The sequence below is a fragment of the Nocardia sp. NPDC024068 genome, from assembly GCF_040638875.1.
Classification (GTDB): domain Bacteria; phylum Actinomycetota; class Actinomycetes; order Mycobacteriales; family Mycobacteriaceae; genus Nocardia.
Window position 1 is genome coordinate 218650 of sequence record NZ_JBEZYU010000002.1, and the last position, 13268, is coordinate 231917.

The 13268-nt window shown below is 69.4% G+C and carries 11 protein-coding genes; 2 read left to right on the forward strand and 9 right to left on the reverse strand.

All coding sequences use genetic code 11. The features are described from left to right. Positions 1-25: 25 nt before the first annotated feature. Genes AB0F41_RS03830 through AB0F41_RS03840 form a run of 3 tightly spaced genes read right to left on the reverse strand, consistent with a single transcriptional unit; the run spans position 26 to position 3032 of the window. Positions 26-1063 (reverse strand): phosphotransferase, encoded by a 1038-nt coding sequence (locus tag AB0F41_RS03830; protein ID WP_357421169.1) that lies wholly within the window; start codon positions 1061-1063, stop codon positions 26-28. Further along, on the reverse strand, positions 1060-2136 hold the full coding sequence (locus AB0F41_RS03835; protein WP_357421170.1) for a TIGR03857 family LLM class F420-dependent oxidoreductase: 1077 nt from the start codon (positions 2134-2136) through the stop codon (positions 1060-1062). Before AB0F41_RS03835 ends, AB0F41_RS03830 begins: the two co-directional genes overlap by 4 nt. After that, the gene (locus tag AB0F41_RS03840; protein ID WP_357421171.1) at positions 2133-3032 is read right to left on the reverse strand and encodes an SDR family oxidoreductase; all 900 of its coding nucleotides are present in this window, start codon (positions 3030-3032) and stop codon (positions 2133-2135) included. Before AB0F41_RS03840 ends, AB0F41_RS03835 begins: the two co-directional genes overlap by 4 nt. Before the next feature lie 215 nt (positions 3033-3247). On the opposite strand from AB0F41_RS03840, the gene AB0F41_RS03845 reads away from it, so the two are divergent. Further along, on the forward strand, positions 3248-4606 hold the full coding sequence (locus AB0F41_RS03845; RefSeq protein WP_357421172.1) for a cytochrome P450: 1359 nt from the start codon (positions 3248-3250) through the stop codon (positions 4604-4606). Further along, the gene (locus AB0F41_RS03850; RefSeq protein WP_357421173.1) at positions 4607-6280 is read left to right on the forward strand and encodes an FAD-dependent oxidoreductase; all 1674 of its coding nucleotides are present in this window, start codon (positions 4607-4609) and stop codon (positions 6278-6280) included. A gap of 141 nt (positions 6281-6421) precedes the next feature. On the opposite strand, the gene AB0F41_RS03855 is transcribed toward AB0F41_RS03850, so the two are convergent. From AB0F41_RS03855 to AB0F41_RS03880, 6 genes are read right to left on the reverse strand one after another with little or no spacing between them, the layout of a single operon-like run. Then, positions 6422-9139 carry a fumarate reductase/succinate dehydrogenase flavoprotein subunit gene (locus AB0F41_RS03855; protein WP_357421174.1) on the reverse strand — a complete coding sequence of 906 codons (2718 nt, stop codon included), beginning with the start codon at positions 9137-9139 and terminating at the stop codon, positions 6422-6424. Next, positions 9136-9900, reverse strand: a complete 765-nt coding sequence (locus AB0F41_RS03860) for an ABC transporter ATP-binding protein (RefSeq protein WP_357421175.1) — start codon at positions 9898-9900, stop codon at positions 9136-9138. The genes AB0F41_RS03855 and AB0F41_RS03860 overlap by 4 nt, the downstream gene beginning before the upstream one ends. Further along, the gene (locus AB0F41_RS03865; RefSeq protein WP_357421432.1) at positions 9897-10712 is read right to left on the reverse strand and encodes an ABC transporter permease; all 816 of its coding nucleotides are present in this window, start codon (positions 10710-10712) and stop codon (positions 9897-9899) included. The genes AB0F41_RS03860 and AB0F41_RS03865 overlap by 4 nt, the downstream gene beginning before the upstream one ends. A 47-nt stretch (positions 10713-10759) precedes the next feature. Beyond that, positions 10760-12139, reverse strand: a complete 1380-nt coding sequence (locus AB0F41_RS03870) for an ABC transporter substrate-binding protein (protein WP_357421176.1) — start codon at positions 12137-12139, stop codon at positions 10760-10762. A gap of 11 nt (positions 12140-12150) precedes the next feature. Beyond that, on the reverse strand, positions 12151-12378 hold the full coding sequence (locus tag AB0F41_RS03875; RefSeq protein ID WP_068035570.1) for a ferredoxin family protein: 228 nt from the start codon (positions 12376-12378) through the stop codon (positions 12151-12153). Continuing rightward, positions 12379-13161, reverse strand: coding sequence for a GntR family transcriptional regulator (locus AB0F41_RS03880; RefSeq protein WP_357421177.1), 783 nt, complete (start codon positions 13159-13161; stop codon positions 12379-12381). It abuts the gene before it with no gap. Positions 13162-13268 lie beyond the last annotated feature (107 nt).

Here is a 13268-nt window from a genome sequence, read left to right on the forward strand (position 1 = left end):
CGCCCCGCGCCGCGGCCGCGGTGGGTCAGGCGGGCTGCTGGTGTAACGAGTCGAGGTCGCGGATGGCGGCACAGCTGCGCTGTGTCATGGCGGCGAACATGGCGTCGCCGCGTGCGCTGGGGGTGCCGTAGGCGGCACCGAACACGGCGACGAGCGGGCCCTGCAGAGCCGCGAACCGGTAGTCCTGCCAGCAGTCGGCGAAGCTGTAGCCGGTGACCCCGAGTTCCTCGATGCGCTGATGGTAGGTGGTGACCAGATCCTTCTCGGCGGCGCGGCGGGTGCCGGGGTCGAGTGCTGTGGTGACGAAATAGGCGAGATCGCGGGCGGGGAGCCCGAGGTTGACCGTCTGCCAGTCGACGGCGGTGACGACCGCCGGTTCGCCCGCGCCGAACAGGAGGTTGTCGAGGCGGTAGTCGCCGTGGACGAGCCCGAACCGTTCCGGCCGGGCGACCAGCCAGTCGGCGATGACCTCACCGCAGGCGCGCACCGTGGCCCGGTCCTCGGTGGTGAGCCGATCACCGAGGCGATCGAAGAAGATATCGGTGGTCGGTCCGTAGAGTTCCCTCAGCGTGGCCGCTTCCTCGGGTCCGTTGCGACTGAATCCTTCGAGGTCCAGCAGGGAGTCGTCACACCAGCGGGGCGCGTGCAGACCGGCGAGATTGGCGACGGCCCGGTGGGCGTGCGTGACCGGGCACCCGGCGATCTGGTCGCCTTGGCAGGCGGGCGCGAGGTCCTCCAGAAGCAGTACGAATTCGCTACCGTCACCGTGGATTTCGGCGTAGTGGCAGCGCGGTGTGCGCACGGCTACGGTCGCGGCGACCTCGGTGTAGAACCGGACCTCTTGCCGGTAGGCCCCGGCGAGCATCCCGCGGGTGCCGGGGTCGGCGGCGGGGAGTTTGGCCAGCAGCCGTTGCGGGACGTCGTCACCGGTGAGGCGCAGCCGGTACACCGAACCGATCTGCCCGGTGCCCACCGGTTCGCCGCTGACCGCTTCGACGTGGGCGCCGAGGGCGGTGGTGAGCCATGCGGGGGTGAGGTCGGCGAGAGTGATCGGGGGGGTCATCCGTTATTTCCTTCGGGATCCGCTGTGGTGCCGGCAGGGTTGCGATGGTTCCGCCAGGCGGTGAGCAGCGGTGCCAGTTCGGTGGGTGTGTTGCCGTGCAGGATGACGCCGTCGACACCGGTCCCGAACTGGTCGGCGATTCGTGCCGCACAGCGGGCGGGGCTGCCGGTGGCGGAGGCGGCGAGCCATTGCGCGGGCAGCAGGTTCTCCACGGCGGTGAGGGTGTCGGGGTCGGCGACCGCGTCGAGTGCTCCCCCGGCGCCGGTGACCAGCGGATGAGCCCGGAATTCGTCGAGGACGCGCTGATCCCAGCCGTTCACCCGGACCAGGATGTCGCCGTACCCCTGCAGGTAGGTGGCGAGGCGGCCGACGAGTTTGCGCAAGCGGGCGGTTTCACCCTGGGTGTCGTCGACGGTGACCAGCACCGACCAGATGCGGACGGCGGCCGGGTCGCGTCCGGCGGCTTCGGCGGCGGAGCGGATGGTGTCGACCGCGCGGGCGGTGGTGTCGTCGGTGAAGAAGGTGTGCAGGACGACCTGATCGGCGATCTGCCCGGCCAGCCGCAAGGTGTTGGGGCCGATTGCGGTGAGGGTGACGGGGATGTTCTCGTCGTAGCCGGGGTCCAGGCGCAGCAGCGGGTATTTTCCGGCGGGGCCGTCGTGGCCGACGATTGTTTCGCCGTGCCACAGCCGGCGGTAGAGGTCGACGGCATCGCGGATCTGCGCGGAGGTGATGCGGGGTAGCCCCAGCACGTCGAAGAGGAGGTCGAAGCCGCGGCCGAGCCCGAGGCTGTAGCGGCCCCGGGTGAGGCGGTGCAGGGTGACCGCGCCGGCGGCGGTGACCACCGGGTGGCGGGTGTTGTGGTTGGTGGCGGCGGTGCAGAGCGTGAGCTCCTCGGTGACCGCTCCCGCGGCGGCGGCGAGGGTGAATGCTTCCTTGGTGTTGAAGCGTTCGGACAGGAACATGGTGCCGAGCCCGAGACGCTCCGCGTCGCGGGCTTCGCCGAGCAGGGCGTGCGGATCGTCGGCGTGCCCGGCGAGGCCGTAGCAGCCGAGTTCGGGGTATTCGGTCATTTCTTACCGGCCCGGGCGGTGTCGCGGGCGATCATGGCGTGCAGTTCGTCCTGGGACCAGGGCGGACTGTCGTTGTGGTCGCGGAAGCCGAGGATGGCGGGGGCGGGCCGGTCGTAGCGGCCGACGAAGCCGCCGGCGGCGACGAAGATCTGTCCGGTGACCTGGTCGGCTTCCCGGCTCGCGAGGTAGAGGTAGAGCTGGGCGACGTAGTCGGCGGGTGGGGCGTCGAGGGCGGCGTCTTTGCTGAGTTCGTCGAGCATGCCGCGCCGGAACAGTTCCATGATCTTGGCTTCGTAGGCGAATCCGCTGGACAGCCGGGTTTTGGCGCCGGGACAGACGACGTTGGCGCGGACGCCGTGTTCGGCGAGTTCGGCGGCGATCGCGAGGGTGAGGCTGTTGACGGCGCCTTTGCCGGCGGCGTAGCCGGTGCCGCCGTAGTCGCCGAGGTAGGCGAAGGAGCTGGTGTTGACGATGCTGCCGCGGCCTTGTTCGACCATGACCGGCGCGGCGGCGCGGCAGGTGTTGAAGGTGGTGGTGAGGTGGGAGTCCAGGAGATCGCGCCATTGGCGGGCGGTGACGTTGAGGATGGAGGATTCGGCGGGTTCGGCGGTTCCGGCGCAGTTGACGAGGATATCGATGGCGCCGAAGGTGCGGGTGCAGGCGGCGACCAGTTCGGTGGCGGTTTTCTCGTCGGCGGCGCTGCCGGGAACGCCGATGGCGCGGCGGCCGGCGAGGGTCAGGGATTTCACGGTGCGTTCCACACCGGCCTCGTTCCGGCCGTTGACGACCACTCCGGCGCCGTGGCGGGCCAGGGCGTGGGCGACCGCGTGCCCGATTCCGCTGGTGGCGCCGACGACGACCGCGCCGCGACCCTGCAAGGTTTGCTGACCGCTCATGGACCTGCTCTCGCTATTTTCCGGACCGGGCCACGCCTCGGCCGAACACTTCTCCGTACAGGTGTCCGGACAGTATGGCATTCTGACCTCGGTGAAGGTGGCCGATCGGGCGTTGCGCACGCGCACACATCTTGCTTGCCCGCAACCACCCGTAGTACTGTCCAGACAGGTGTCTACCATAGATCCTGGACAGTAATCTGGGGAAGGATTTCCACATGACTTCGGTGAAACCGCCGCGGGTGTCCGGAGGCCAACACGAGCACGGCCACCTCGAAGAGTTCCGGACCGACCCGATCGCGCTCATGCGCCGGGTACGGGAGGAATGCGGTGACGTCGGTCAGTTCGAACTCGCCGGACGCCATGTCATCCTGCTCACCGGGGCCGAGGCGAACGAATTCTTCTTCCGCGCCGCCGACGAGGACCTCGACCAGGCCGCCGCGTATCCGTTCATGAAACCGATTTTCGGTGAGGGCGTGGTGTTCGACGCCAGCCCCGAACGCCGTAAGGAGATGCTGCACAACTCCGCGTTGCGCGGTGACCAGATGCGCGGGCACGCGGCCACCATCGAACGCGAAGTCGATCGCATGCTGGCCGGCTGGGGCGACGAGGGCGAGATCGATCTTCTGGATTTCTTCGCCGAACTCACCATCTACACCTCCTCGGCCTGCCTCATCGGGACCAAGTTCCGCGAGGAACTCGACAGCCGGTTCGCGCACCTCTACCACAATCTGGAGCGCGGCACCGACGCGCTGGCGTACGTGGACCCGTACATGCCGATCGAGAGTTTCCGCATCCGCGACGAATCCCGCGCGCAGCTGGTGGAACTGGTCCAGGAGATCATGGATCAGCGGATCGCGAACCCGCCCGCGGACAAAGAGGATCGCGACCTGCTCGACGTGCTCGTCTCGGTGAAGAAGGAGGACGGCACACCGCATTTCAGCGCCAGTGAGGTCACCGGCATCTTCATCTCGATGATGTTCGCCGGGCACCACACCACCTCCGGTACCGCCGCCTGGTCGGTGATCGAGTTGCTGCGCCATCCGGAGGTGCTGTCCGGGGTGGTGAAGGAACTCGACGAGCTGTACGCCGACGGCCAGGAGGTGAGTTTCCACGCGCTGCGCCAGATCCCGCAGCTGGAAGCGGTGCTCAAGGAGACGCTGCGCCTGCATCCGCCGCTGATCATCCTCATGCGCGTGGCCCAGGGCGAGTTCGAGGTGTGCGGGCACACCATCGCGGTGGGCGACCATGTGGCGGCGACCCCGGCGATCTCCAACCGGCTGCCGGAGGATTTCCCCAACCCCGACAGCTTCGACCCGGGACGCTATATCGACCCCAACCAGGAAGACCTCATCAACCGGTGGACCTGGATCCCCTTCGGCGCCGGACGGCACCGCTGCGTGGGTGCCGCGTTTGCGCTGATGCAGCTGAAGGCGATCTTCTCGGTGCTGCTGCGGGATTGGGAGTTCGAGATGCTGCAGCCCTCGGAGACCTACCGTAACGACCACTCCAAAATGGTGGTCCAGCTGCAGCAGCCGTGCCGGGTGCGGTATCGCCGCAGGCAGCGGGAGAGTTAGATGGCCTACGTGATCACGCAGCGCTGCTGCAACGACGCGAGCTGCGTGGCCGAATGCCCGGTGGACTGCATCCGGCCGCGCCCCGAGGACCCGCAGTTCGCGACGGCGGAGATGCTCTACATCGACCCGGACACCTGCATCGACTGCGGCGCCTGTTACGAGGCGTGCCCGGTGGACGCGATCTACGCCGAAGAGGATCTGCCCCCGCATCTGGACGGCTTCCGTGCGGTGAACGCGGGCTACTTCGAACGGCATCCGCTGGAGCCGGATATGTCGCCACCGGCGCCCGTGCAGCGGCTCCCCAAGGACCTCGGGACGCTGCGGGTCGCGATCGTCGGAACCGGACCTGCCGCATGCTATGCCGCCGAGCAACTGATGGGCATCGGATCGGTCGAGGTGGAGATGTTCGACCGGCTGCCCACCCCGTGGGGGCTCGCCCGTTACGGTGTCGCCCCGGACCATGCGCAGACCCGCGGTGTCACCGAGATGTTCGCGGCCGCGTTCAAACGCGACAGCCTGCAGATGTATCTGAACACCGAGATCGGCACCCACCTCACCCACACCGAACTGCGCGAGAGCGCGCATGCCGTGATCTACGCGGTGGGCGCCCCGTCCGACCGCCGCCTCGATATTCCCGGCGAGGACCTGCCGGGCAGCCATTCCGCCACCGAATTCGTGGCCTGGTACAACGGCAATCCCGATTACGCGGACCGGGAATTCGATCTGTCCGGGGAGCGCGCGGTGATCGTCGGCAACGGCAACGTGGCCCTGGATATCGCGCGGGTGCTCACCATGGAGCCCGACGAACTGGCTCGCACCGATATCGCCGATCACGCACTGGCGGCGCTGCGGCGCAGCGCCATCCGGGAGGTCGTGATCCTGGGCCGGCGCGGGCTGCTCCAAGCGGCCTACAGCGCACCGGAGTTCCGGGCCCTCGGGCGGCTGGACGGGGTGGATATCGTCGTCGACCCGGCAGACGTCATGCTGGACGAGGCCGGGCAGACATTCCTGGACGGGCCGGATTCGGCCTACGAACTCGGGCTCAAGATCACGGCGGCGGGTGAATACGCGGCCCGCCCACCACGCGAAGGACATAAGCGGATCCGGTTCCGGTACTGCGTATCGCCCACCGAGATCACCGGTGACGACCGGGTGCGGGCGGTGCGGTGCGTGCGCAACGAACTCACCGGCCCGGCCGGTTCACCGTCCGCCCGCCCCACCTCCGACCACAGCGTGATCGACGCGTCGCTGGTGCTGCGGGCGGTGGGCTACCGCGGGCAGCAGATCCCCGGTCTGCCCTTCGACGAACAGCGCGGGGTGCTGCCCACCGAGTCGGGCCGGGTCATCGACACCTCCGGCGCGCCGATCCCGGGTGTGTACGCGGCCGGGTGGATCAAACGCGGACCCCGCGGGGTGATCGGCTCCAACCGCGCCGACGCCGCCGAAACGGTGACCGCGATCCTGGACGACTTCCGGTCGGGCGCACTCATCGCCCCACTCCGGGATCGCACCGCGCTTTCCGAGTTGGTCCGGGAACGACAGCCGGACATGCTCGACCGCACCGCCTGGCAGGCGGTGGATCGTGCCGAACGGGCGGCCGGGGCGGCGGCCGGGCGGCCGCGGGTGAAGCTGGCGACCGTCGAGCAGCTGCTGGCCACCGCCCGCAAAGGCTGACCGGCAAGGCTGACCGGCGCCGGATCGATGCTCACCACGCGTCGCGACGGACGCCACCGAGGCTCCGCTGCTGATCGAACCGCGCCCCGGGCATCGCCGGTGTGCGGGACCTGGCACCCGGTGCGCTGAGAAACCGGAGACCTACGCCCTACCTTCCGGCCCCGGCAGTGCGCGGCGGGCGTAGGCGCGGACGTCGGCGTCGGTATCGGCTGTCGCTTCCTTCAGGGCGGTCCGGGCCGCGTCGTGCCCGGACCACCGCGCCAGCGTGAGGACCGCCGCCTTACGCACATCCAGATGCCGGTCGCCGAGCGCTTCGGTGAGCGCGGGCACCACCAGATCGGGTTCTCCGGCGGCCAGGCCGCGGCTCGCGCCGACCCGCACCTGCCAGGCGGTGTCGCGTAATGCGGTCACGCAGCTGTCCAGATCGGCGGCGGTGGCGCCGGTATCGGCGAACGCGGCCAGGGCCGCCGCCCGGACCAGGGGGTCGCGGTCACCGGCCAGTATCCGGATGGTGTCGGCGCCGCCATCGCCCACGGTCGCCAGCCCTTGTGCGGCCGCGATCCGGACCTCACGGCTGGGATCGGCAGCGGCGGTGGCGATCGCGTCGCGTTCGTCGAGCGATACCAGGGCGCGGACACCCTCGATCCGCACCCGGTGGTCGGAATCGGTCAGGGCCGCGCGGTAGTCGGCGGCCGAACCCGCGCGGGTGGCGCGCAACAGATCCACCACCACCGCGCGGACCACGGGATCGGGTGAGGTGAGCCGCGTCGCGAGCCCCTCCGCGGACGGCAGAACCTCGACCAGCTCACGGAGCGCGGCCGCGGCGGCACCGCGAACAGTGGCCGCGGGGTCGTCGAGCGCACGCACCAGCAGGGGCGCGAAACCGTCGGGGGTGTTCTCGGTCAACGCCGCGATCGCCGCGACCCGCACGCGGTCCTCGTCATCGGCCAGGTACTCCGACAACTGCTGCGCGGTGGGAGCGTCGAGTGCCAGCAGGGCCACCAGCCGCGGCGACACGACCGGGGCCGCGGCGGGGGTGGCGGGCAGGTCCGGGGCGACCGGGGCGTTCGGGGCACGACGATGCCCGACCAGCTCGGGTTGGGCGACGACAGCCGGTTCCCCGACCGAGGGCAGATCGTCGAGCCCGGGCACCGGTACCAGATACGGTGCGACCGGACGTTTCAGGAATTCCATCCCGCCGCCGGCGTTCTTGCGCAGGTTGAGGTGGTAGCGCCACTGCTGGTCGTCGCGTTCGGGCAGGTCGGCGCGTTCGTGGTAGAGACCCCATCGGGATTCGGTGCGTGTCAGTGAACTGCGGGCGGCCATCTCGGCGCAGTCCCGGATGAACGACACCTCCACCGCCCGCATCAGTTCGTGCGGGGTGCGGGCACCCATCTCGGCGATATCGACGCGCATCCGTTCGAAGGTCTCCACCGCCAGCGACAGTTTCGCGGCGGTTTTCGGCGGCGCCACATAGTCGTTGACGAAACGGCGCAGTTTGTATTCGACCTGCGGTTGCGGCGGTCCGTCCGGGTGGCGCAGCGGCTGATAGACCAGTTCGTGGGCGGCGGCGACCTGCTCGGCCGGAAGCGCCTGCGGGACCGTCACCTCCGCGAGGGTGCCGGCGGCATGGGCGCCGGCCAGCTCGCCGAATACGAAGGCGCCGATCATGTAGTTGTGCGGAACGCAGGCCAGGTCACCGGCCGCGTACAGGCCGGGAACCGTCGTCCGGGCGTTCTCGTCCACCCACACCCCCGACGCGGAATGGCCGCCGCACAAACCGATCTCGGAAATGTGCATCTCGATATCGTGGGTGCGGTAATCGTGGCCGCGGTTGGCGTGGAAGGTGCCGCGGGTGGGACGTTCGGTGGTGTGCAGGATCCCTTCGAGGGTGCTCAGGGTTTCGTCCGGCAGATGGGAGACCTTCAGGTAGATGGGTCCACGCGCGGAGTCGATCTCCCGTTTGACCTCCGACATCATCTGCCCCGACCAGTAGTCGGAGTCCACGAACCGCTCCCCCTGCGCGTTCACCTGGTAGCCGCCGAACGGATTCGCCACATAGGCGCAGGCCGGGCCGTTGTAATCCTTGATCAGCGGGTTGATCTGGAAGCATTCGATCCCGGACAGTTCGGCACCCGCGTGATAGGCCATCGAATAGCCGTCACCGGCGTTGGTGGGGTTCTCGTAGGTGCCGTACAGGTAACCCGATGCCGGCAGTCCCAGCCGGCCGCACGGGCCGGTCGCCAGGATCACGGCTTTCGCGCCGACGGTGACGAATTCCCCGGTGCGTGTGTTCAGCGCCGCGGCGCCGACGGCGCGGCCGCCGTCGGTGAGGACCCGCACCGGCATCAAACGGTTCTCGATCCGGATCCGCTCCCGGTTCTTACGTTGCCGCAGCACCCGGTACAGCGCTTTTTTCACATCCTTGCCCTCGGGCATCGGCAGGACGTAGGAGCCGGAACGGTGCACCCGGCGTACCGCGTACTCGCCGTACTCGTCCTTCTCGAACTTGACGCCGTACCGTTCCAGCCGCTGCACCATGGCGAAACCGCGGGTCGCGGTCTGGTACACGGTGCGCTGGTCGACGATGCCGTCGTTGGCGCGGGTGATCTCGGCGACGTAGTCCTCGGGTTCGGCCTTGCCCGGGATGACGGCGTTGTTGACCCCGTCCATCCCCATGGCGAGCGCGCCGGAGTGCCGGACGTGCGCCTTCTCCAGCAGCAGGACGTTCGCGCCGTGCTCGGCGGCGGTGAGTGCGGCCATCGTCCCGGCCGTGCCCCCGCCGATGACCAGCACATCGCAGTCGAGGCGGACGGTGTCGGCGAGTTCGGGCGCCGCGAAGAGGGTGGGTGCGGTCACGACAGGGCCTCCACGAGTCGGTCGCGCTGGGCCTGCCGGTCGGCGGGGGTGCGCGGAGTCGGTACGTCGACGAGGGCGCGCAGGGGTCGGCCGGCGCGGCCGAGGACCGCGACCCGGTCCCCCAGCAGCAGCGCCTCGTCCACATCGTGGGTGACGAACACGATGGTGGTGGGGTGGGTGCGCCAGGTCTCGATCAGCAGGCGCTGCATGGTCGCGCGGGTCTGGGTGTCCAGTGCGCCGAACGGTTCGTCCATCATCACAGCGCGCGGCGCGCCTGCCAGCCCGCGGGCCAGCTGCACCCGCTGGCGCATCCCGCCGGACAGGCTTTTGGGCAGATAGTCGGCGAATCCGGTGAGCCCGACCTCCTCGATCCAGCGGTCGGCGGCGGCGCGGCGGCCCGCTTTCGGTTCGCCGCGCAGTGTCAGCGCCAGTTCGATATTGGCGCGCACGCTGCGCCACGGCAGCAACGCGTTGTCCTGGAACACCACCGCCCGGTCCCGGGAGGTGGTGGTCACCGATTCACCGTCGGCGAGGACCCGGCCGGAATCGGGGGTCAGCAGACCGGCCAAGGCTCGCAGCACGGTGGATTTACCGCAGCCCGACGGTCCGGTGAGCACCAGGATTTCGCCCGGCCGCACATCCAGGGACAGATCGCTGATCACCGGCTCGCCGGTGTAGGACAGTGCGACCGCGTCGAGGCGCAGGCTCATCCCGTGTTCGGTGTCCGGGCGCGGCTCGCGGGTGGTGAGCGTGGTGGTCATCGGTTGTTCTCCTCTCCCCTGGGTAGCCAGCGGGTGGCCCGGCGGCCGAGGAGTTCGATCGCGGCCGAGGTGCCGAATCCGAGGACCCCGATGGTGATGATCCCGACGAAGACACCGGGATAGTCGACGATGGTGTAGGCCTGCCAGGTCCGGTAGCCGACGCCGAGGCGCCCGGAGATCATCTCCGCGGAGATGAGGCAGATCCACGCGACCCCGATACCCACCGAGAGCCCGCCGAAGATGCCTGGTAGCGCACCGGGGAACACCACCCGCACCAGCACATCCCAGCGGCTGCCGCCGAGCGTGCGGACGGAGTCCTCCCACAGGGTGGGCAGGGCGCGTACCGCGTGCCGGGTGCTGACCATGATCGGGAAATAGGCGGCGAGGCCGGTGATGAACACGATGCCGGTCTCGTCATCGGGGAACAGCAGGATCGCGATCGGTACCACCGCGATCGCCGGGATGGGGCGCGCCAGTTCGGTGAGCGGGCCCAGGATTCCGGCGAACAGGCGCGAGCGGCCCAAGGCGATACCGCTGGCCACACCGAGAATGGTGGCGATCCCGAATCCGGACAGGATCCGGAGCAGCGATTGCGCGAGGTCCAGGTAGTAGACGTCGGTGCCCAGCTGCCGGCCGAGCGCGGAGACGACCTCGGTGACGGTGGGCAGGGTGTCGAACCGCAACCAGATCCGGGTATCGGAGGCGGTCAGCAGCTGCCAGATCAGCACCGCGCCGGCCACCGAACCCAGGCGCAGCAACCGGCCCGGCCACACCGAACGGGTCTGCCGCACCCGGGCCCGGTCGCTGTGCAGGGCGGTGCCCGCGTCGGCGGTGCCCGCGTCGGCGGTGACGGCCGCGGTCACGGCCGCACCCCGGTGACGGCCTGGTCGTAACTCACCGGGCGGGCGCCGGGATGGGCCCGCTGGTGGCGTTGCGCGGCGGCCTGGGTGGTGAACGCCAGATAGTTGTCGCCGTCGCGCAACCAGATCGCCTTGTCGGCGAACCAGCGGGTGCCGAGTTCGGAATCGACGACGTAGGCGGCGCGGATCGCGGTGCCCTGTGCGCGGGCCGCTTTCACCGCACGCAGCAGCTCGGTGGGGTTACCGGCGGGGCGGGTGGTGTCCTGACCGTCGAGCCACAGTTCGGTACCGGAACCGGCGGTGTGGTTGGTGCCGTCGGCGAGTGCCGCGTCGTAGTCGAGGCCGCGGGCGGCGTAGGCGGCGCGGATCAGCCGGTCGTCGGCGAAGGCGCCGGTGTCGAGGTCGGCGAAGTCGCCGATCGATTTCAGATACTGCACATCGTCTCCGAACGCTGTGAGCAGGCTCGGTTTGAGGGTGGTGTCGAACGAGGTGCCGCCGGGACCGTTGTACAGATACACCACCTCCTGCGGCAGATCCGACCCCTCGGCCACGATCCGTGCCGCCTCCAGCGGTTCCCTCCACAGGAATTCGGTGGCATCCAGCTGGGCCTGCAGGAACGCGTCCACCACTTCCGGATGTTCGGCGGTGTAGCTTTCCCGGGCGACGACGCCGTGGAACGTGGGTACATCCAGTTCGGCGCCGTCGTAGAGCAGTTTCGCCTTGTCCTGGTACACCAGCAGTCCCGGCCAGGCCACGAACTGCGACAGGGCGCTCACCTGACCCGATTCCAGGGCCGAGGCCCCCACCTGCGGCTGCTGGTTGAGCACCTCGACTCCGGTGACCGGGTCGATTCCCGCCCGGGTCAGCGCCTGGACCAGGGTTCCGTGACCCGCCGACCCCACGCTGGCGGAGACCTTCTTCCCGGCCAGATCGGGTAGCCCGGTGGCGGGGGAATCCGGCGGTACGACGACCATGTTCAGCGCGCCTTTGGGGTTGTAGCCGGTGACCGAGATGAACTCGGTGCGGGCACGCTCGTTGGCCTGGGTGCGGGAGCCGTTGATCAGCAACGGATAGTCGCCCATCGAACCGATATCGATCTTCTCCGCCACCATCTGCGCGGTGATCGGCGCGCCGGTGTCGTAGTCCTGCCATTCGACCTGGTAAGCGGGCCCGCCGTCGGCGGTGATCCGCTGCAGGCGCTGCTCCAGATAGCCCTGTGCGCGCAGCAGGGTCCCTGCGGTGACTGTGTTGATGGTTTTGGACTGGTAGCCGATGACGACGCGGACGGTTCCGCCGTCGGCGGCGTCTTGCAGCGAGCAGCCGGTGAGGGCGAGGGCAGCGACGGCGGCGAGCGCGGCCAGGCGTTTCAGTGCGGGCATGGTGGTGGTCTCTATCTCAGGAGATACGGCATGTTGACGGTGACGGCGCCGGTCGGGCAGCGGGCGGCGCAGGGGCCGCAGTACCAGCATTCGTCGACGTGCATGAAGGCCTTCCCGTTGTCTGGGTTGATGGCCAGGGAGTCGAGCGGGCAGATCTCGACGCACAGGGTGCAGCCCTCGATACACAGCGATTCGTCGATGGTGACGGGGATATCGGTACGCTGATCGGCGAGTGCCATCTACAGGACCTTCCATTCGGGGATACCGCGGGACAGGCTGCCGCGCAGCGTGATCCGGTCGCCGCGCATCCGGATGTATTCGAGGTCGACGGGGGTGCCGTCGTCGAGGCGGGTGAGGCGTTCCAGCATCAGCAGCGGCGCCCCGTCGGGGGTGTCGAGGGTGGCGGCGGTGTGCCGGTCGGCGGGGATCGCCTCCACGGTGAGGTCGGCGGAGCCCAGGGAACGCCCGGACAGCTGTTCGAGCAGCACGAACACATCGGTGTGGGCGAGGTCGTGGTCGAGGACGCGAATGCCGATCTCGGGGGTGAGGTAGGTGAGATCGAGACTGAGTGGGCGGTCTCCGAGGTAGCGCAGCCGTTCCAGATACACCACCTGTTCCCCGGGGGCGAGGCCGAGGCGGCGCGCCACCGCGGACGGGGCGGCGATGAGCTGGCCGGCCCGCACTTCGTTGTGGACGGTGCCGCGGCCCTCCAGGGTTTCCTGCAACCCGAGCAGCGCGTCGAGTCCGTGATCGTATTTCCGCGACGCCACCCGGGTACCGACCCGCGGCGCCCGGTCGATGAGCCGTTCGTCGCGGAGCAGGGCGAGCGCGTCGCGGATGGTGTTGCGGGAAGTCTCGTGTTCGGCGGCCAGCTGCTGTTCGCTGGGCAGGGTGTCGCCGAGGGTGCCCGCGTGGATCTGCTGGCGCAGGATATCGGCGATGCGCCGGGCCTGATCCGCGCGGGACCGGCGAACCGCGGCCGGGGCGGCCGCCCGTTCGGTGTTCGTATCGCTGACCTGCATGAACGGTGACGTTAGTGGCGTTTCGCGGCGCCCCCGGACGGCCCTGAGCGGCCGGCATCCGGCGGTCGGGCAATTCGCCGGGCCGATGGTGGCGCGACCTGGGCGAA

What these genes read in the sequence shown, in the direction of transcription:
- AB0F41_RS03870 (WP_357421176.1), bottom strand. Translation starts at nt 12,139, where the DNA reads ATGCCCGCACTGAAACGCCTGGCCGCGCTCGCCGCCGTCGCTGCCCTC.
- AB0F41_RS03840 (WP_357421171.1), bottom strand. Translation starts at nt 3,032, where the DNA reads ATGAGCGGTCAGCAAACCTTGCAGGGTCGCGGCGCGGTCGTCGTCGGC.
- AB0F41_RS03850 (WP_357421173.1), top strand. Translation starts at nt 4,607, where the DNA reads ATGGCCTACGTGATCACGCAGCGCTGCTGCAACGACGCGAGCTGCGTG.
- AB0F41_RS03860 (WP_357421175.1), bottom strand. Translation starts at nt 9,900, where the DNA reads ATGACCACCACGCTCACCACCCGCGAGCCGCGCCCGGACACCGAACAC.
- AB0F41_RS03830 (WP_357421169.1), bottom strand. Translation starts at nt 1,063, where the DNA reads ATGACCCCCCCGATCACTCTCGCCGACCTCACCCCCGCATGGCTCACC.
- AB0F41_RS03880 (WP_357421177.1), bottom strand. Translation starts at nt 13,161, where the DNA reads ATGCAGGTCAGCGATACGAACACCGAACGGGCGGCCGCCCCGGCCGCG.
- AB0F41_RS03845 (WP_357421172.1), top strand. Translation starts at nt 3,248, where the DNA reads ATGACTTCGGTGAAACCGCCGCGGGTGTCCGGAGGCCAACACGAGCAC.
- AB0F41_RS03835 (WP_357421170.1), bottom strand. Translation starts at nt 2,136, where the DNA reads ATGACCGAATACCCCGAACTCGGCTGCTACGGCCTCGCCGGGCACGCC.
- AB0F41_RS03875 (WP_068035570.1), bottom strand. Translation starts at nt 12,378, where the DNA reads ATGGCACTCGCCGATCAGCGTACCGATATCCCCGTCACCATCGACGAA.